Source organism: Burkholderia sp. RF7-non_BP4 (assembly GCF_001521935.1).
GTDB classification, from domain to species: Bacteria; Pseudomonadota; Gammaproteobacteria; order Burkholderiales; family Burkholderiaceae; genus Burkholderia; species Burkholderia diffusa.
The window spans coordinates 69644-89221 of sequence record NZ_LOTA01000011.1 but is presented as its reverse complement, the minus strand read 5'-3'; the positions used below and the strand labels follow the sequence as shown (position 1 = coordinate 89221).

Sequence of the window (19578 nt, the reverse complement as noted above, 5' to 3'; positions counted from 1 at the left end):
ATTCGCATGAAGAAGATCCTGATGCTGCACGGCATCAATCACAACATGTTCGGCAAGCGCGACCCGGCGCAGTACGGGACGATCACGCTCGCGCAGATCGACGCACAACTGCAGGCGCTGGCGGAGGAACTCGGCGTACAGGTGGACACGTTCCAGACGAACAGCGAAGGCGCGATGTGCGAGCGCATTCATCGCGCCTTCGAGGAAGGCCAGGATGCGGTGCTGATCAACGCGGGCGCATGGACGCACTACAGCTACGGCATTCGCGATGCCCTTGCCATCCTCACGTGCCCGATCGTCGAACTGCACATGTCCAACATTCATGCACGCGAGCCGTTCCGGCATCACTCCGTCTTCGCCGAGATCGTCAGCGGGCAGATTTGCGGTTTCGGTGTCCAAAGCTATCTGCTGGCGCTGCGGGCCGCGGTCTCGGCGCTCGGCGAGGCATAAGCCGATGCCCGCATCGGCTGCCGATGCGGGCCCGACGCACATGCGCAACCGTGCCCGCGTGCATGGCATTGCGCACCGCGGTTGTTCGCCGTGCGTCGTATCGATGGGCCTCGGTCAGGTCACACAACGGAGTCGATACATCGGGCAGTGACGACTCCCCGCATCACCCGCGTTGCCCGGCAAACATATCAATATCTGGAGACGACGATGACCACGACCTTGCGAGACGAGCCCCGCGGCAGGCACCAATCGAGAAAAGCCGCCTTCAGCGGCTGGATCGGCTCGGTGCTCGAATACTACGATTTCTTCATCTACGCCACGGCGTCGGCGCTGATCTTCCCGCAGATATTCTTTCCGCACGGCAGCCCCACGACCGCCATCATCGCGTCGCTGGCCACTTACGGTGTCGGCTACGTGTCCCGTCCGATCGGCGCATTCGTGCTGGGCCATCTCGGCGATACGCGCGGACGGAAAACCGTCCTGCTGTTCTGCATGTTCCTGATGGGCATCTCGACCGTCGGCGTCGGCCTGCTGCCGACCTATCAGCAAGCCGGGCTGATCGCGCCGGCATTGCTGGTGACGCTTCGCCTGCTGCAGGGTTTCGCCGTGGCCGGCGAGATCACCGGCGCGAGCTCGATGATCCTGGAGCATGCGCCGTTCGGCCGGCGCGGATACTTCGTCAGCTTCACGCTGCAGGGCGTGCAGGCCGGGCAGGTGCTGGCCGCCGCCGTGTTCCTGCCGCTCGCCTACTACATGCCGTCCGCGCAATTCGACAGCTGGGGCTGGCGCATTCCGTTCCTGCTGAGTGCGCTGGTCATCGTCGCGGGCTTGATCATTCGCCGCCAGGTCGACGAGTCGCCGGCCTTCGATGAAGCGGTACGCAACCGTTCGCAAGCCGGCTCGCCCGTCGCCGACGCTTTCCGGCACCACTTTCCCGACATGGTGCGCGTTGCCTGTATGTCGATGATGAACGTGATTCCGGTCGTCGCCACGATCTTCGGCGCAGCCTATGCGGTCCAGCCGGCGTATGGCATCGGCTTCCAGAAAGACATCTATCTCTGGATCACGGTGATGGGCAATATCGTTGCGATGATCGTGATTCCGTTCGTCGGCAACCTGTCCGACAAGGTCGGACGCCGGCCGCCGATCATCGTCGGCGCGCTGGCGGCCGGCCTGCTCGCGTTCGCCTACCTGTATGCGATCAGCATCCGCAACGTGCCGCTCGCATTCGCGATGTCGATGCTCATGTGGGGGGTGGTGTACCAAGGCTACAACGCGGTATTTCCCTCCTTTTACCCGGAACTCTTCCCGACCCGCACGCGCGTCTCGGCGATGGCGATCGCGCAGAACCTCGGCACCGCAGCCACGGCGATGCTGCCCGCGCTGTTCACGGCGGTCGCGCCGCCCGGCGCACACCACGTCTGGCTGATCGTCGGTGGGATCGCGTTCGGCATCACCGTGATTGCGTCGCTCGCAGCCGCGAGCGCACGCGAGACCCATCGTGTCCATATGAACGACCTGGGGCAAGCGAACGCTCGACCGGTCGACAAGGCAGAATACGACCGGCTGCGCGTCGCTGCGATGGCGCGCCATCGCATCGTGCCCGGGCACGTGCCGGAATCCCTGGGCAGCTAGCCGGTGCTCGACGGGGCGTCGCGTTCGGCGCCCCTTCCGCCGGGCACTGCCGGCTTGCTGCCCCACCTTCACCGGCAGAGCGAACTTGCGTTGCCGCTGTCTTCACCCGATGCCCGATACCGCACCGAAAACCGTCATGCCGGACACCACGCGCCCTGCTCGCCTGAACTTCGCGCTCATGTTGCCGCTTCTGCTGGCGGCCCAGCCGGTGGCGACCGACAGTTACCTGCCGGCGCTGCCTGAAATCGCCGCGACGCTGGGGTCCGCCAGCGTCAGCCTCACGGTTTTCGCATTGATATTCGGTATCGGGCAATTGCCGATGGGCAGTCTTTCCGACCGATACGGCCGCCGCCCCGTGTTGCTGAGCGGCCTTGCGCTCTATGCGCTGGCCGCGCTCGCGGCGGCGCTCGCGTCGAGCGCAGCGATGCTGGTCGCCGCTCGCGCGATGCAGGGCTTTGCCATGGCCGCGATCCTGGTGTGCGCGCGCGCGACGGTGCGCGACCGGTATTCGGCAGCCGACGGTCCGTACGTGATGGCGCGCGGTTTCATGGGCATGGGGATGATGGCGTTCTTCGCGCCGATTCTCGGTGCGTATGTCACGCAGCAGGCCGGATGGCGATGGGTGCTCGGAGGGATGAGCCTGTATGCGTTCGGGCTGCTCGTCATGTGCTGGTACGGCTTCGAGGAAAGTTTCTCCCGAATCGCGTCGAGCCGTGGGTCGACCCGGGACGTGCGCGAAATATTCGGCAATGCCACGTTCAGGGTATGGGCGCTGCTGGCCGCGTCGACGTACACCGGCATGTTCTGCTTCCTATTGCTGTCTCCCGCAATCTACATCCGGTATCTCGGCCTGTCGCCCCAGCGGTATGGCTGGATACCCGCGAGCGGTACGCTCGTCTATGTGCTGAGCACGTATGGCTGCCGCCTGCTGCTGCGACGTCAAAGCATGCTGCGAACGGTGCGACAAGGTGCAACGTTGAGCCTTTCCGGCGCGGTGATTCAGGCGTTGGGCTGTGCGCTGCTTCCCGGCAGCATCTGGCCGCTGCTCGTGGGGCATGGCGTGTATTGCCTCGGCCACGGAATCCATCAGCCATGCGGGCAGGCAGGGGCTGTCAGCAGCCTGCCTCATCTTGCGGGCCGCGCGGTATCCTGGTCCGGCTTCATCATGATGTTCTTCGCTTTCAGCGTGGGACAAACGGCAGCGGTTTTCACCGATCCGCGCTATCAACTGGGCGCGTGGCCGATGGTGGTGCCGATGCTCGTCGTCGGCGTGACGCTGGTGACGATCGCGTTTTTCTGGCTGCCGAAAATCCTCCACACGACGTCGGCCGTCAGGCAATCCGGCGCATCGGCGAGTTCAAGCAGCTGACCGGGCCGCGGTGCTGGCGTGTGAAGCGCGAGGCCGACGCGCTCGCCCTGCCCGTCGAATTCGTGACGGCGAACGACGCGCGATGACGGGAGCCGTCCATGGGAGCGCACGAAGGATGCCGGTTATGGGAGCGGGTTCGAATGCACCGCGCGACGCGCTACGCGCGCCGCCGATAAGTGCCTGGCGTGCTGCCCGTCCAGTGGCGGAACGCGCGATGGAACGCGCTCGGATCGTCGAAGCCGATATCGGCGCCGATCGCCGCGATCGTGTCGAGCGTGTCGGTGAGCCGCTGGATCGCGATGTCGCGCCGCAGTTCATCCTTGAGCGCCTGAAACGTCGTGCCTTCCGAGGCCAGATGGCGGCTCAGCGTGCGCACCGAACAATGCAGATGCTCGGCCGCCTGGTCGATCACCGGCAGGTCGGGCAGCGCCCCCGACAGATACTGCCGCACGCGATGACAGACGAGCTGCTCGCTGAACGATTCGAAGATCCAGTCGCCGGGCGCGCGCGCGAGGAACTTGCGCAGGTTGCGCTTGCTTTGCCGGATCGGTGCGTCGAGGTAGTCGGCGCTGAAGCGCATCAACGTGCGTTCGCAGTCGAACTGCACGGAGCCGGTGAAGAAGTACAGATGCTCGACCGCATGGCGCGGGCGCGGGCACGCGAACTCGATCTTCAGCAACGGGATCTTCTGCCCGATCAGCCAGGAACACACGCCGTGCACGAGCTTGAGCATCAATTCCTGGCCGAGTGCGCCGATCGGGCCGACGACCGGGTTCGGCCGCAGCAGCACCTGCGCGACCAGACCGTCGCGCTTCGATTCGACGAAGAAGTCGTCGAGCAGGATATGGAAGAACTGGCCGAAACGATGCAGCGCCGTTTCGAGGTTGCGCGCATCGAGCAGGCTCAGGCACAGGTACTTCAGCGTGCCGCCGCGCAGCGGGCGCGAGAAGATGCCGGGCATCTCGTCGTCGAGGTCGATCGCGAGCGTGCGGTACAGCGTCGAGAACTGCTCTTCCGTCACGCGCGCATGCGGCTCGCCGAGCAGCTCGAGCGGAATGCCGGCACCGCGCAGGTAGCGTTCGACCACGTCGCGCTGCGCGCCCGCACTTGCCAGGAAACCGTTGACGAGCGAGATCGGCACCGTCGCGCTCGGCGACGGCAGCGCACGCCCGGGTTGGGCGGAAGGTGAGTCTGAACCGGTCATCGCGTCCCCGTCGGTCGAACCGCTCGCATTGTACTTGAGCGGCCCGGACCGGGCCTTCGGGGACTTCGGGGCTTGCGGCGTGCCGGCCCGCGCGCCGTCGGGCGCGCGGCGCTTCGGCGCCATCAGTCGGCGCGGCTGAGTTCCCGGCGCAGGATCTTGCCGACCGTCGACTTCGGCAGCCGGTCGACCAGGCGGATCAGCTTCGGCACCTTGTAGGCCGCGAGGTTCGCGCGGCAGTGCGCGACGATCTCCGCTTCCGTTACGGCCGCGTCCGGCGCGAGCACCACGAACAGCTTGACGGCCTCGCCCGTGCGCTCGTCCGGCACGCCGATGCACGCGCATTCGGCCACGCCCGGCAGCGACGTGGCCGCGGCTTCCACCTCGTTCGGATACACGTTGAAGCCCGACACGATGATCATGTCCTTCTTGCGATCGACGATCTTCAGGAAGCCTGCCGCGTCGAACACGCCGATGTCGCCGGTGCGGAAGTAGCCGTCCGCGGTGAACGCGGCCGCATTCGCGTCCGGCTTGCGCCAGTAGCCGCCCATCACCTGCGGCCCCTGCACGCAGATCTCGCCCGCCTCGCCGATCCCGACCTCACGATCCTGGTCGTCCAGCAGCTTCACGTCGGTCGACGGCAGCGGCAGGCCCGTCGTGCCGGTGAACGCATCGATCGACTGCGGATTGAACGTGACCACCGGCGACGTTTCCGACAGCCCGTACCCTTCGCGGATGAAGTTGCCCGTCACCGCCTTCCAGCGCGCGGAGATCACGTCGATCACCGCCGCGCCGCCGCCGGCCGACAGCTTCAGCCGCGACCAGTCGACTTCCTTCAGCCGCGGATGGCCCGCGAGCCCCGCATACAGCGTATTGACGCCGACGAACACGGACGGCCGCGCGGCCTTCAGCACGTCGATGAAGCCATCCATGTCGCGCGGGTTCGCGACGAGCCAGTTTTCCGCGCCGATCGCGAAGTAGGACAGGAAATTCACCGTCAGCGCGAAGATGTGATACAGCGGGATCGCCGTGACGACGACCTCCTCGCCCGGCTCGCGCGCGGCCGGCACGATCGCCGCGAACTGCTCGATGTTCGCGACCAGGTTGCGGTGCGACAGCGCGGCGCCCTTCGACAGCCCGGTCGTGCCGCCCGTGTATTGAAGCAGCAGCAGATCGGCACCGCCCAGCGCGACCGGCTCGAAGGCAAGCGATTCGCCGGCGGCGATCGCGTCCGCGAGCGGGATCGAGCCGGGCGGCAGCGCGTCGCACGCGCCGGCCGGCGCATCGACGACGCCGAGATCGCCGCGCCCCACGCTCAGCACGGTTCGCATGCGCGTCTTGCCGACCACGTCGGCGAACGTGCCCATCGATCCGCCGCACACCACGGCCACTTCGACGCCGGCGTCGTTGAGCTGATGCTCGAGCTCGTGCGCGGTATAGAACGGGTTCACGTTGACCTGGATCGCGCCGAGCCGCGCAACCGCGACCGTCACCACCGGAAACGCGAGCACGTTGGGCAGCATCACGGCCACGCGGTCGCCCTTGCGCACGCCCACGACCTGCTGCAGGTAGGCGGCGAGCGCGGCCGACAGGCGGTCGACGTCGGCGTAGGTCAGCGTGCGGCCGAACGCGCGGAATGCGGGGCGATCGGCGAAGCGGCGCATCGCTTCGTCCAGCAGCGCGGTTACGGAAGGATGGCGATCGGCATCGATCTCGGCGGGGATCGAGCCGTACGACCCGATCCAGTGTCTCTTCGTCATGTCCTGCTCCTCGGGGGACGGCGCCGGGCAGCGCCGTTCGCACGGCAGCCCGCGCACCGGATGCGCATGGGCCGTCGCCTGACCGGCGACTATCGCCCGCCAAAGGTGCTTTGAAAATGATCCGGGCGGTCGAAAAGATGATCGAAACGGACACGCGAGCGCGCCGCGCGCCGCCAGCCGCGACTTGCGCTCGCGCGTCGGTTTGCCGTTGCCGGGCCGTGCAAGCCCGTGCGCATCAGGGTGAACCCTATGGCGCGCCCGCGCGATCCGGCGCAAAATCGCGAACCCGGAACGATATCGAATCGGACGCAGAACCAGTCATGCCGCGCAGTGCGCCCTTGACCCCGACGGCCGCCGCCGCCGCCCCGCTGCCGGACGCCCCGCTCGCTCACGCGTTGCGCGAGAAGCGCTTCTCGCCGGCCAAGCTGGCCGTGCTCGTCGGCGTCGCCCAGGAACTCGGCCTCGACCCGGCCGCCGTGCTCGACGGCACCGGCCTGTCGCCGGACGCCGTCACCGACCCGTTCACGCTCACGTCGCAGCTGCAGTTCCTGACCGCCGCGCGCAACGCGATCGGCCGCCATGACGGCACCGATCTCGGCGTGCGCGTCGGCCACCGGCTGCATGCGTCGAGCTACGGAATGTACGGCTACGCGATGCTGTGTTCGGAATCGCTCGCGCATGTGTTCGATTCGGCAGTCAAATATCACCAGCTCGCGAACGGGATGCTCGCGATCCGCTGGATCGAACAGGGCGACACCGCGTCGTGGCTGTTTCCGGATCCGCACGAAGCCGCGCTGCCCGAGCCGGACCCGGCCCTCTACCGCTTCCTGATCGACATGCAATTCGCGCTGCACGTGACGATCATCAAGGACGTGATGGGCGCGTGGTGCGTGCCGGCCCGCGCGCAGTTCGCGCAACCGCGACCGCCGCATGCGGCGCTGCTGTCCGATGCGCTCGAATGCCCGATCGCGTTCGATCAGCCGCACCATGTGTTGAGCTACCCGGCCGCGTGGCTCACGCGCGCGCCGCAGCTCGCGAACCCGATCACGGCCGCGCAGGTGTCGTCGCACTGCGCACGCCTGCTCGACGAATTGCGCAGCCAGGCCGGTGTCACGCGACGCGTTTACCAGGAACTCACGCGCACGCCCGGACAATTCCCGGACATCGACGCGATCGCCGACATCCTGTGCATGACGTCGCGCACGCTGCGCCGCAAGCTCGACGCCGAAGGCACGTCGTACAGCGAATTGCTCACGAGCGTGCGCAAGGCGCTCGCGATCGACTACCTGAGCACCACCACGCTCAGCACCGAAGACATCGCGCTGACGCTCGGCTTCAGCGACGCGGTGGGATTCCGCCACGCGTTCAAGCGCTGGACCGGCACGACGCCGAGCGAGGTGCGGCGCAAGCGGGGCGGGTAGGCGCTATGCACAAGGGAGCGCGTAGCGCCGCTCCAGCCCGACCTCGCCGTGCATACTCGTGTGCCGCGTCGGCATCGATGAGCGGAACATCGACGTCCTTCATATAGGTCCGTCCGTTGCGCGCGGCTTCGTCCGACGCGTTCCACTGCGCGGTGTTGGCTCCGTCGTCAGGCGTTCATCGAGAACGACCTTGCCGTTCATCGCGACACCCCGATGCTGAGCGTGATGTGCTTGTATTCGATGAAATCGTCGATGGCCGCGGCACCGTTGAGACGTCCGAGACCGGACTGGCGGTAGCCGCCTTCCTCGAATTCGTCGTAGACCTTCGCCCAGTCGTTGATCCAGACCGTGCCGGCCTGCAGCGCGCGCGCAACGCGCATCGAACGCTGTCCGTCGCGCGTCCACACCGCGGCGGCGAGGCCGTATTCGCTGTCGTTGGCCAGCGCGATCGCTTCGTCCTCCGTATCGAATACCTGCAACGTCATGACCGGACCGAACGTCTCCTCCTGCACGATGTCGAGTTTCGAGTCGCCGACTTCGAGCAGCGTCGGGCGATAGAACGCGCCTCGCGCGAGTTCGCCGTCGGTGGCGGGGCCGCCCCGCAGCAGCACTTTCGCGCCCGCCGCGATCGCCTGTTCGACCGCACGATCGACTCGCGCGACATTGGCCTGATCGATCAACGGCCCCATGTCGCTGCGCGGATCCGCGGCAGGCCCCACGCGCACCGCCTCCAGACGCGCGATCAGACGCGTGCGCACCGCGTCCGCGACGTTGCGCTGCACGAGCAGGCGCGAACCCGTCATGCAGAACTGCCCGGCGAACACGGTCAGCGATTTTTCGAAGACGGGCAACGCGGCGTCCAGATCGACATCGTCGAACACGACGTGCGGTGTCTTGCCGCCGAGTTCGAGGCCGAAGCGCTTCACGCGCGCCGCACCGGCAGCCAGGATCGCACGGCCGGTCGCCGTCGAACCCGTGAAGCTGATGACGGGCACGTCCGGAGACGCGACCAGGTATTTCGCGCCGTCCGCACCGGATTCGCTGAACACGTTGACGACCCCGCGCGGCAGCGACGGCGCGTCGGACATCACGCTGGCGACGAGCGCGTTGGTTTGCGCGGTCTGCCCCGGCATCTTGACGACGACGGTCGCGCCAGCCGCGAGCGCGGGCGCGACCGAGCGCACCATCAGCACGACCGGCGAGTTCCACGGCACGATGACGCCGGCCACGCCCATGGGCTCGCGCAACACGAGCGACACGACGTCAGGGCGCGGCGTGCCGCCGTGCGCACGCTCGGCGCGTGCGAGCGCCGCGTAGTAGCGCAGCTTCGACGGCACCATCTCAACTTCGAAGCGCGCTTCGGGCTTAATCTTGCCGTTTTCGAGCGACAGTTGATCGATCAGTGCATCGGTGTGCCGTTCGAACGCGAGCGCGAGTTCCTCGAGCACGTTCGCGCGCAGCGCCGCATCGTGTTTCCAGGACGTGCGATCGAACGCACGCGACGCAGCGGCGACGGCCGCGCGCGCTTCGGCTTCGCCGCCGTCGGCGTAGCGGCCGATCACGGTGCCGGTTGCCGGATCGAACGAATTGCGATGCACGGGCGAATCGCTCCATTCGCCGTCGATCCAGTGCAATGCACGAGAAGTGATGGTCATCGAGTGCTCCGGCTCGGGTTCAGGCGTATCGATGCGCGATGTGCTCGGCAGTCGCGATCGTGGTGATGTTGGTGGCGACGGAAATCGCATCCGGGAAAATCGACGCGTCGACCACGCGCAGGTTGCGTACGCCGTGCACGCGGCCGTCGAGGTCGACGACTGCGTGCGGATCGCCCGCGGCGCCCATCGGCGCGGTCGACGTCGGGTGGTGGTAGGTGTCGACGGTCGACCTGACGGACGCGAGGATCTGCTCGTCCGTCGCCGCGCCGGGGCCGGGATTCAGCTCGGAATGAACGAGGTCCGACAGCGGCGCGGTACGGCCGATGCGTCGCGCGAGCCGGACGCCGTCGAGCAGACGCGTGCGATCCTGCTGTTCGGCGAGGAAATTCAGGTCGATGACCGGCGCGTCGTCGGGCTTGCGGCTCGCTAGCTTCAGGCTGCCGACCGACAACGGTCGCGTCAACGCAACCGCGAGCACGAACCCGACCTTGGTCGGACTCTGGTCGTGCGGAAACAGGTGGGTCGCCGTGACGTGCAGGTCGAGGTCGCCGTTTTGCGCGGACGCACTGTGCGTCCAAAGAAATGCGCCGATCACGGGCGATTGGTCGCCGATCCTGTCGGGCCGCGCCGCATACGCGTTGTAGTAGAACGGGTGATCCTTCAGGCGCTGCCCGACCGGCAGGTTCGCGATCTCGGGGATCGACAGCGCGCGCAGATCCGCCCCCGGCCCGACGCCGGATCGCAGCAGAATCGCGGCACTGCCATAGCTGCCCGCGCTCAGGATCACTTCGTTCGCGTGGATTTCCTCGCCGCTCGCGAGCTTGACGCCGATCGCCCGGTCGCGGTCGAAGATCACGCGATCGACCAGCGCGCCGCCGCGAATCTGCAGGTTCTTGCGCGCGCGTACGTCGTTGGTCAGATACGCGATGCCCGTGTTGACGCGCACGCCGTTGACGATATTCATCGAATACGGGCCGACACCGTTCGCGTCCGGGCCGTCGAAATCGTCGATGACGCGATAGCCGTTCGCGACCGTCGCGTCGACGAACGCGCGCTGCATCGGCGTGATGTCCTCGCGGGTCAGTTGACGCACGGGCAGCGGGCCGGCGTGACCATGCAGCGCCGCGCTGCCGCTGTCGCGGCTTTCGAGCCGCCGGAACGACGGCAACATGTCCGCATACGACCAGCCGGGCAGATTCCAGTTCTTCAGGTCCTGCTCGCGCGCGCGGATCGCTACCGCGCCGTTGATCGCGGAGCTGCCGCCCAGCACCTTGCCGCGCAGCGCCCGGATTGGATGATCGATGTAGCCGGCCTGCGTGCGGTAGCCCCATTCGTGGCCGGCATCGCCGCCGACGATGTCGCTGCTCGCGATCACGTGCGGGTAGTCCCATGCGGCGTAGTTGTGGCCGGCCTCGAGCAGCAGCACGTTGCGGCTCGCCTTTTCGCTCAGGCGCGCGGCCATCACCGCGCCCGCGGAGCCGCCGCCGACGATCAATACGTCGATCGCGCGCTTGCCGTTTCCGGCATGCCGTCGCGGCGACGCGTCGGTCGGCGTGTCGGCGGCGGGCGCCGCGATCGCTTCGCCGCCCAGCAGCGAGCCGACGGCGAGTGCCGCCGAGTGAGCGAGGGTCTGCGCGAGCATCGTGCGGCGCGCGGGGTATTGGGGGGTATCGTCGTTCATGATCGCAAGTCACGTGAAAGAAGTCGCGACCAGATTACGAACGGCGGCGGCGCCCGCATAGCCGGCGGCAGGCGAACCCGGCGTTCGGTTTTTCCGAACGAAGGCGCGGCGGCGATCTTGATTCGCGGCGCAAGCGTGCGCGAATCGTCATTGCGCGCGGCCGCTACGCGCGCTCGGCGCGAGGCAGGATGCCGTGCTCGATCAGCGCGGCATCCCAGCTCGCCGGCTGTCCGATTTCGTCCGTCAGGAACTGGATCAGCGCCTGGACCTTCGGCGGTGTACGGATCGTCTTTCTGTAGAGCGCGGAAATCTGCCCGCCCGCCGGCGTGTAGTCGGACAGCACCGGGACGAGTTCGCCCGCGATGAGCGCATCCGCAGCGAGGAAGGTCGGGAGGATCGCGAGGCCGAGGCCGGCCAGCGCGCCCGCGAGCAATTGATGTCCCGAATCGGTCCGCATCCGGATGCGGATCCTGAACGACTGGCGCGCGCCGTCGAGCGGCAGACTCCACATGCCATTGGGCTCGCGGTTCAGATAAATCAGCCCGTCGTGCTCCAGCAGATCGCCGGGGTGTGCCGGCACGCCGCGCCGCGCGAGATAGGCGGGGCTGGCGCAGATCAGGTGATGATTCGCGGTGAGCGTGCGCGCGACGAGGTTCGAATCGGCCAGCTTGCCGATGCGTATCGCGACGTCGAAATGACCGTCCTGCAGATTGGACAGCCGGTCCTCCGCCTCGATGTCGACGCAGAGCGCCGGGTATTTCGCCGCGAACCGCGCGAGCAGCGGCGCAAGGCGATGCGTGACGAAGGCGGCCGGTACCACCAGCCTCAACGTGCCGTGCAAGCTCGCGCCGGCTTCCTGGACCGCCTCCTCGATTCGTTCGAGATCCTTGAGAAGTTGCCTTGATTGCTCGAAGAAGCCGTGGCCGGGCTCGGTCAGTTGAAGCTGGCGCCCGCGTTTCAGCAATGCGCAGCCGAGCCGCTTCTCGAGCTGCTGGATGCGCTGGCTGACGATGGACTTGGTCGTGCCGAGGCGCCGGGCAGCCTCGGAAAAACTGCCCGCCTCGACCACGGCCACGAAGGTGCTCATGTCGGAGAATTTGTTCATGTCCCAGGGCAGGCGTGCCGGTCATCGCGCCGACGGGCGAATCATGTGCCACGCACTCCGGTCGCTCCGGCGGCAGTTCGCTCCCGAAGAAACCGAACGCCTTCGTCCAGCGCACGCTCGCCCAGCGCATGGTTCGCCTTGTCCTTGAAGAACTGGACGAAGCCGTGCGCCTGCCCTTCGTAGACGGTGACGGACGCGTTCGTACCGGCTTCGTTCAGGCGGTTTGCATAAGCGACGTTTTCGTCGCGCAGCGGGTCGAGCTGGCCAACCTGAATCAGCGCGGGCGGCAGGTCCGCATGATTGCCCTCGAGTGGCGACAGCAGCGGCGCATACGGATTCGTTCCCGGCGGCACGTAGCTGGCGAGCACGTTGCGCATCACTTCCCGGGTCGGGAAGTACGAGGCGCCCAGTTCGGCCCACGACGGCGTGTCCGTCCTCAAGCTCACCGACGGATACATCAACCATTGCGCGATGAGCGCGGGGCCGTTTCGATCGCGCGCGAGCATCGCGGTGGCCGCCGACAGCGTCGCGCCGGCGCTGTCGCCGCAAACGACGATCCGCGCCGGATCGCCGCCGAATGCCGCGGCGTGGGCAGCTGCCCATTGCAGCACCGCGTAGACGTCCTCGAGCCCAGCGGGGAACGGGAATTCGGGCGCCAGTCGATAGTCGACGGACACGACGATCGCCTGCGCGCGACCGGCGATCGCACGCACGAGCACGTCGTGCGTGTCGAGGTCGCCGGACACGAAGCCGCCGCCGTGCACGAACAGAACGATCGGGAGCGCTTCCTCGCCGCGCGCGCCGGCCGGCTTGTAGATGCGTACCGGAATGCTCCGGGCGGGGTGCTCGGCCGGCACGTCGATCGAGCGTACCTCGCTCACCGCGTCCGGAACGCCGGCCGACGGAATCATCGCGCGATAGGACGTGCGCATCTCGCTCGCGAACGCGGCCATCGCTTCGCTGACCGGACGGGCCGCGAGGGCGCCCGGCTCGACGACATGATGCGTCGGGACCAGGCCGAAACCCGGCCGGCCCAACAGCTTCCCTGAAAACATATGTTCACTCCTGGCTCCGTTTCACTACGGACGGGATCGCGTTCGCCCGGGCGCATTCCGTCACGCGAACGACAGAACGTCCGACACCGGCTTGCGCGGCTTCTGCGGCCAGTTGCCCGACGCCGCATAGCCGACCGTGACCAGCATGACGGGGACATCGCTCTGGGCGAGACCGAACGCGGTCGCGACGCCTTGCGGATCGAAGCCGATCATCGGACCGGACGCGAGCCCCAGGCCCTCGGCGGCCAGCATCAGCGTCATTGCCGCCAGCGACCCCGAGCGAATCGCTTCGTCGCGCTGGAACACGTAATTGTCGCGATACATGTTTTGTGCGGCACCGATCCAGCCCTTGTAGAGACCCTCATCGATGATTCCCGCGTCCAGCGTCGGCCGGAGCGCATCGGCGAGCGTCAGGTGCGGATCGAGCGTGCCGCACACGATGAACGTCACCGCGGCATCCGCGACCTTCTGTTGCCCGAACGCGAGCGGCAGTAGACGCGCCTTCGCGTCGTCGCTGCGCACGGCGACGAACTTCCAGTTCTGCAGATTGAATGCGGACGGCGCACGCGTGGCGAGCTCGATCAGATTGCCGATCTGTTCGTCCGACAACTTGCGGCTGGTGTCATACCGGTTCGCCGAGATGCGCGACTTGATCACTTCAGACATGTTCGACACTTGCACACTCCTTTCTTCTTTCGGGGGGATGACAACGGGATGGACGTCATCGCGGACGACGGCACGATCGTCGGATCGCGCCCGTCTTGCGTCCAGGCTGAAACGGCCGGCACCGACGCTCGCCAGCAGCAGGAAGCCGCCGGCCATCGACACGTTCTTGAGGAACATGACCATCTGCGTCTGGTCCGCGAACTGGGTGTGAAACAACGCGCCGGTAACGACGCAGAAGCCGGCAAGCAGCGCCGCCACGATGCGCACGCGGTAGCCGACGACGATCAGCGCGCCGGTGCCGATCTCGAAGAGCACCGTCGGCACGAACAGCATGCCCGGCACGTGATTGGCCTCCATGTAGCCGCGGATCGCGTCGGGCGCGGCGAGCTTCGACAGACCCGAAAGCAGGAAAATCAGCGCGAGGAGAATGCGCGCGGCCAGCATCGCGGCCGGCTGGAACCGTGCGATGCCTGCCTCGGACAGCGGATGATCGGACGGGACGTTCTGCTTCATATTGGAATCCTATGTTTTTGATTCAGATTGGCGACGGCCACGAGGTCGATGCACGACGACCGTCAAACGGTCACGACGATCTTGCCCGGCGCGCGAACGATCTCGGGCAGCGGGACGTCCGCCGCCGGCATCGCTGTCGTGCCGAACACGCGGGACGGGCGCACGCGAATCCGGACTTCGCCGCCGTCCGATTCCCACGGCGGAATGTCCTGCAACTGCGGTGCGTCAGCGCCGCCGAGGCGTTCGATCACACAGGCTTTCATGCCCTCTCCAGACAGGCGACCGCTTCGCGCGCCCTGTGAGCCATCAATCCGGCCACATTCTGGGTTATCGATATCCGCATTGGAACTGGGTAAAATGAAAGCGATACTTTCATTTTTGGAAGGCTGAATTGGATTTCAACGATGTGCGGATATTTGTCAGCGTCGTGCAGACCGGCAGCCTTTCCGGCGCCGCGACGCGACTGGCGATCCCGTTGCCGACGGTCAGCCGCCGCATTCGCGCGCTCGAACAGCAGCTCCGGGTCCAGTTGCTGGAGCGCACCGCGCGCGGCACCAAGCTGACCGAAGCCGGAACCCGGCTATACGAACATGCGAGCCGAGGCGTCGAGATGCTCGCCGAAGGCGAACAGGCCGTGGTCAGCGATCAGGCCAGGCTGAAGGGACGGCTGCGCATTTCGCTGCCGCCCGGGTTCGACGTGTGGTGGACACTGTTATCGGCTTTCCGGAAGCGCTATCCGGATATCCAGCTGCACGCCTATGCCACCGAACGGCGCGTGGATCTGATAGAAGACGGCATCGATGTCGCGCTGCGCGTCGGCGCGATCACGCATGAAGCCATGGTCGCGCGCCAGTTGCTGACCTATCGCCATGTCCTCGTGGCCAGTCCGAACCTGCTCGATACGTTGGGGATGCCGCAAACGCCTGACGACCTGCACCGGTTCCCGTGCGCGGTATGGAGTCCGATTGCCGATGCCGGCCGCGGCTGGCGCCTGGGCGAACGGACTTTCGAACCCAATGCGGTCCTGTCGACCAACGACTACGCGTTCTTGCGCAGCCGCGCCATAGCGGGCGAGGTCCTCACCGAACTTCCGCCGTTCCTGGCCGCGGAGCCCGTTCGACAGGGCCGGCTCGCTGTCGTGCTTGCCGCCTGCCCGCTGCCCGAACAACAGGTGAACCTGCTGTATCCGTCGCATCGGCATCCGTCGGCCATCGTTCGCGCCTATCTCGAGTTCTGCCAGTCGCAAGTCGCGTGGTTCAAACGCGTCTGTACGATCGGTCAGAGCGGCCCGGGCATCGATATGTAGCGCCTCCGGCCACGCCGCACGCGACGACGGCGCCGGTCGGTCTCACCGCGCTTCGCCCGCCCCCGGCTGCGCCACCGCCAGCGCAAACTCGAACACCGCGCCGCGCCCGTCCCGGTCGACGAGCCGGATCCCGCTGCCGTTGAGCGCCAGCATCCGGTGCACGATCAGCAGCCCGAGCCCGCCGCGCGTCGCCGCACCGCCGCTCATCGGCCGCTGCGGCCGCTGGAACAGCCCTGCGCGCCGCGCCGGCGGAATCCCTTCGCCGGTATCCGACACGGTCACCACCACGCGGTCGTCCTGCGGCGTCAGCGCCACTTCGACTTCGCCGTGCTGCGGCGTGTGCCGCAATGCGTTGTCGAGCAGGTTGGTCAGCACGCGCTCGATCATCCCGAGATCGGCCGACACGACCGGCACGCGCGGCGGGATGCGCGCATGCAGCGTGACGCCGCGCGACTGCGCGGCGAGTTCGAATTTCTCGAATACGTCCTGCACGAGATCGACGAGCGAGAACGGCTCGCGCTCGGCCTGCACCCCGCCCGATTCGAGCCGCGCGAGTTCGAACAGCGCCTGCGCGAGCCGGCCGACCTTCGTGCTCTGCGCGAGCGCGATCGACAGGTAGCGGCGGCGCTCGGACTCCGCGAGCGCGTCGGACTTCAGCGACAGCGTTTCCAGATAGCCGTGCAGCGAGGTCAGCGGCGTGCGCAGGTCGTGCGAAATGTTCGTGATCAGTTCGCGCCGCTGCTGGTCCTGACGCGTCAGCGCGCGCCACTGGTCGCCGATCCGGTCGGCCATCTGCGCGAATGCGGATTCGAGCACCGCGATGTCGTCGCCGCGTCGCCCGGGCGGCGAACGCGGCACCGGCGGCTGCGTGTCGGGTGCGGCGTTCGCGTCGAAGCGGCGCATCGCATCGGTCAGCCGGCGCAGCGGGCGCGTGATGAAACTGAACGCCGTCAGGCCGGCGAGCAGGCCGAGCAGCGCGACTACCGCCATCGACCACAGCGTCGTGCGCAGCACGTTGCCGGCGTCGACGCGCGCGGCCAGCCGGTCGTGCGCTTCGCCGAGCAGCACCACGTAGATGTAGCCGGACGGCGGCTGTCCCGCACGCTGCAGCGGCGCGGCGCTGAACACCTTGCGCGCGTCGGGGCTGCGCGGATCGTCGCCGAGGATCGGCAGCGGCTCGCCCGCGATGAAGCGCTGCACCGGCGCGAGATCGACGCGGTCGCGCTTCACGTGGCCCGGCGGCGCGTCGTCGCCCTGGATGCGCCCCGCGTTGTCGAGCAGATACACCTCGACGCTCGGATTCACGCCCATCAGTTGGCCGAACAACGTGCGCACGGCGTCCGGACGCAGCCCGTTCGCGTCCATCAGCGGCGTGCTGCTCGCGATATGCGCGGCGAGATCGCGCGACAGGCCCTGCACGACTTCCTTCTCGCGCATGTCGTTCGCGCGGATCTGCAGCCATGCCGACGCGCCCGAGCACGCGAGCAGCAGGATCGAGAACACGAGTGACAGCCGCTGGGTGAGGGTCAGCTTCATCACGCGTCCCGCTGATCCGGCGCGGCGAGCTTGTAGCCGCGTCCCCACACGGTGAGGATGCGCACGGGTTCGGCCGGATCGGCCTCGATCTTCGCGCGCAACCGGTTGATGTGGGTGTTCACCGTATGTTCGTAGCCTTCATGCTGGTAGCCCCACACGGCATTGAGCAGGTCCATCCGCGAGAACACCTTGCCCGGATGCCGCGCGAAGAAATACAGCAGGTCGAACTCGCGCGGCGTGAGATCGATGCGCGCGCCATCGACGGCTGCTTCGCGCGCGATCGGGTCGATCGACAGCCCGGCCACGTCGAGCGTGCCCGCGTCGATCCGCGAATCGCGCGCGAGCGCATCGACGCGTCGCAGCAACGCCTTGACCCGCGCGACGAGTTCGAGCACCGAGAACGGCTTCGCGAGGTAGTCGTCGGCGCCGAGCTCGAGGCCGAGAATCCGGTGCACCTCGCTCGAGCGGGCGCTCGTGATGATGATCGGCGTGTAGCGCGCCATCGCGCGCGCGCGTCGGCAGATTTCCAGGCCGTCGACGCCGGGCAGCATCAGGTCGAGGATCAGCGCATCCCAGTTGCCCTGTTCGAGCAGGCGCAGCCCTTCCGTGCCGTCCGCGCTGTGGACCACTTCGTAGCGCTCGTCGCGCAGGTGGAGGCTCAGCACGTCGGCGATGTCGGCATCGTCCTCGACGATCAGGATGCGTTTGGGGTGGTCCATGGCGGTCGGCGGCGGCACGGTGGTATGGGTCTCGGGTTGGTTTCGCAGGTTCGTTCCGGTCGCCCCGGGCGGGAAGGCCTGCCCGGGGCGAATCGCGGCAGCGATGCCGCGCTGCCGCCATTGTGCAAAATTTTGCCGCGGGAAGGGGTCACAATTCGTTTAACTTCAGATCGCGCTTCCGCCGTGGCCCAATGCCCCAATGCGTTCCAATCCGGCCCCGTAAAACAAAAATTGCGCCATCCCGTGCCGACACCGGAAAGCAGAAGCGAGTCGCTTCTCACCAGCCACACAATGTCCTCGATCCGGACGCTTTTTTTGCCGTCCACGATTTACAGCGCTATAGGACGCCACGCCGAGAGATTTTGCGAGTCACGGTCACCTCATCCATCGACTAAGTAATTTGTCGTTATTTTTTCAGACATTTCTCATAGTCATTGGCGGCGATCTATCGCAATATTGTTCGCATCGAACCCGCACACCGCGCCTGACATCACACCGTCCCGGTCCACACGCAACGAGCAGCAAGCTCGGCCACCGGAAGCATCTCACAAAGGTCTTCGTTCCGGTCGGACGACGGGTCGACTCATCGCCCGTCGCTGTGAATTCAGACGCTAACGTTGTCGCGACCACATGTAGCCGGAACATCGATGGATAAATATCTGATAGAAGACCGCGTTATCTTCAATTGCCATCACATGACTCTGACGCTCGCTGACCGCACGACCGAGTTGACTGCGAATGAAGCCGACTTACTGGTGATGGTACTCAAGGGGCTCGCCACCAAGGCAGCGGTGATGCAGCAATTGTGGGGAGACAAGGGGTTGGTCGTGACGGACAGCAGTTACCATCAACTCGTCCGCGCGGTGCGCGCCCGGCTCGAGGAACATGGCATCAGCGGCACGCTGATCAAAACGCTGCCACGTCACGGTCTGCGGTTCATCGGCACCGCGCAGCCACTCGACGATGCGGTGCCGGCGACCGAGCCATCGCAGACCGCCAAGCCGCATGACAACGACGAGAAGTGCGCCGATGTAACCTCGTCGTTCGACGACCCCGCTCACCACACCGTCCCGCCTCGACATGTACCCAAACGCCAACGTGCTGCCCGGCTAATCGAGCGCGCGCTGCTCATCGGTGCCGTTGTCTGGATCGGATGCAACACCTGGAAGATAACCCTTCTCAACAAGCATTTCTCGGGGTTGCTCAGCGCATTGAAGCAGGAAGCGCAGCACCCGGCGCCCGCAAAGGCCGCAAGTCTCGCGCTCCTGTCTTCGATTGGCGTCAAGTTGCAGCCCGGCGAGCGCCTTTATCAGATCACGCGCGGCGGAAATAAGTGGCTCACCGTCTGTCCCGGCACGATCCACACGGTCCAGGGACGCTGCAAGACATATCTCGCGCAGGATCTGCCGTGAATCGCGCGCATCACACAGTGGCATGCCGACGCGATGATCGTAGCGCCCGCAACACCCCTCAAACGCGCGCACAAGTCCGCTCACCTCTCGGCCC

General features: G+C 66.7%; 16 protein-coding genes and 1 pseudogene. 6 read left to right on the top strand and 11 right to left on the bottom strand.

Features of this window, described 5'->3' with window-relative positions; genetic code table 11:
• Positions 1-6 precede the first annotated feature (6 nt).
• From aroQ to WS49_RS07205, 3 genes are all read left to right on the top strand, one after another.
• Positions 7-450: a type II 3-dehydroquinate dehydratase gene (aroQ, locus tag WS49_RS07215; protein ID WP_059525932.1), complete on the top strand. Its 444-nt coding sequence runs from the start codon at positions 7-9 to the stop codon at positions 448-450.
• A 207-nt stretch (positions 451-657) separates the two neighbouring features.
• The gene (locus WS49_RS07210; RefSeq protein ID WP_059525889.1) at positions 658-2085 is read left to right on the top strand and encodes an MFS transporter; all 1428 of its coding nucleotides are present in this window, start codon (positions 658-660) and stop codon (positions 2083-2085) included.
• A gap of 136 nt (positions 2086-2221) precedes the next feature.
• The gene (locus tag WS49_RS07205; RefSeq protein WP_059525930.1) at positions 2222-3454 is read left to right on the top strand and encodes an MFS transporter; all 1233 of its coding nucleotides are present in this window, start codon (positions 2222-2224) and stop codon (positions 3452-3454) included.
• A 157-nt stretch (positions 3455-3611) separates the two neighbouring features.
• Here the strand turns inward: WS49_RS07205 and WS49_RS07200 are convergent, their stop codons facing one another.
• Both WS49_RS07200 and WS49_RS07195 read right to left on the bottom strand, forming a co-directional pair.
• Positions 3612-4781, bottom strand: a complete 1170-nt coding sequence (locus WS49_RS07200; RefSeq protein WP_059525886.1) for an AraC family transcriptional regulator — start codon at positions 4779-4781, stop codon at positions 3612-3614.
• Positions 4781-6415: an AMP-binding protein gene (locus WS49_RS07195; RefSeq protein ID WP_059525884.1), complete on the bottom strand. Its 1635-nt coding sequence runs from the start codon at positions 6413-6415 to the stop codon at positions 4781-4783. Before WS49_RS07195 ends, WS49_RS07200 begins: the two co-directional genes overlap by 1 nt.
• Positions 6416-6735: 320 nt before the next feature.
• Between WS49_RS07195 and WS49_RS07190 the strand changes: the two genes are divergently transcribed.
• Positions 6736-7836: an AraC family transcriptional regulator gene (locus tag WS49_RS07190; protein ID WP_059525882.1), complete on the top strand. Its 1101-nt coding sequence runs from the start codon at positions 6736-6738 to the stop codon at positions 7834-7836.
• 197 nt (positions 7837-8033) lie between these two features.
• On the opposite strand, the gene WS49_RS07185 is transcribed toward WS49_RS07190, so the two are convergent.
• From WS49_RS07185 to WS49_RS07160, 7 genes and pseudogenes are all read right to left on the bottom strand, one after another.
• The gene (locus tag WS49_RS07185; RefSeq protein ID WP_059525879.1) at positions 8034-9491 is read right to left on the bottom strand and encodes an aldehyde dehydrogenase family protein; all 1458 of its coding nucleotides are present in this window, start codon (positions 9489-9491) and stop codon (positions 8034-8036) included.
• 19 nt (positions 9492-9510) lie between these two features.
• Complete coding sequence (locus WS49_RS07180) at positions 9511-11172, bottom strand: GMC family oxidoreductase (protein WP_059525878.1); 1662 nt, start codon at positions 11170-11172, stop codon at positions 9511-9513.
• A 163-nt stretch (positions 11173-11335) separates the two neighbouring features.
• On the bottom strand, positions 11336-12277 hold the full coding sequence (locus tag WS49_RS07175; protein ID WP_059525876.1) for a LysR family transcriptional regulator: 942 nt from the start codon (positions 12275-12277) through the stop codon (positions 11336-11338).
• 41 nt (positions 12278-12318) lie between these two features.
• Positions 12319-13332: an alpha/beta hydrolase gene (locus WS49_RS07170; RefSeq protein WP_257127659.1), complete on the bottom strand. Its 1014-nt coding sequence runs from the start codon at positions 13330-13332 to the stop codon at positions 12319-12321.
• Between the two features lie 60 nt (positions 13333-13392).
• Positions 13393-14007 (bottom strand): nitroreductase family protein, encoded by a 615-nt coding sequence (locus tag WS49_RS35835; protein ID WP_059525927.1) that lies wholly within the window; start codon positions 14005-14007, stop codon positions 13393-13395.
• Positions 14008-14217: 210 nt separating this feature from the next.
• A pseudogene (locus WS49_RS35985) lies at positions 14218-14442 on the bottom strand (DoxX family protein); the annotation flags it as partial.
• Positions 14443-14573: 131 nt separating this feature from the next.
• Complete coding sequence (locus WS49_RS07160) at positions 14574-14774, bottom strand: hypothetical protein (protein ID WP_059525874.1); 201 nt, start codon at positions 14772-14774, stop codon at positions 14574-14576.
• 128 nt (positions 14775-14902) lie between these two features.
• Here WS49_RS07160 and WS49_RS07155 point away from each other — a divergent pair, with 128 nt between their 5' ends.
• Positions 14903-15817, top strand: a complete 915-nt coding sequence (locus WS49_RS07155) for a LysR family transcriptional regulator (RefSeq protein ID WP_059525872.1) — start codon at positions 14903-14905, stop codon at positions 15815-15817.
• Between the two features lie 42 nt (positions 15818-15859).
• On the opposite strand, the gene WS49_RS07150 is transcribed toward WS49_RS07155, so the two are convergent.
• Both WS49_RS07150 and WS49_RS07145 read right to left on the bottom strand, forming a co-directional pair.
• Positions 15860-17353 carry a sensor histidine kinase gene (locus WS49_RS07150; RefSeq protein WP_059525870.1) on the bottom strand — a complete coding sequence of 498 codons (1494 nt, stop codon included), beginning with the start codon at positions 17351-17353 and terminating at the stop codon, positions 15860-15862.
• The gene (locus tag WS49_RS07145) at positions 17353-18072 is read right to left on the bottom strand and encodes a response regulator transcription factor (RefSeq protein ID WP_059525868.1); all 720 of its coding nucleotides are present in this window, start codon (positions 18070-18072) and stop codon (positions 17353-17355) included. Before WS49_RS07145 ends, WS49_RS07150 begins: the two co-directional genes overlap by 1 nt.
• A gap of 647 nt (positions 18073-18719) precedes the next feature.
• On the opposite strand from WS49_RS07145, the gene WS49_RS07140 reads away from it, so the two are divergent.
• Positions 18720-19484, top strand: coding sequence for a winged helix-turn-helix domain-containing protein (locus tag WS49_RS07140; protein ID WP_059525866.1), 765 nt, complete (start codon positions 18720-18722; stop codon positions 19482-19484).
• The last annotated feature ends 94 nt before the right edge of the window (positions 19485-19578 follow it).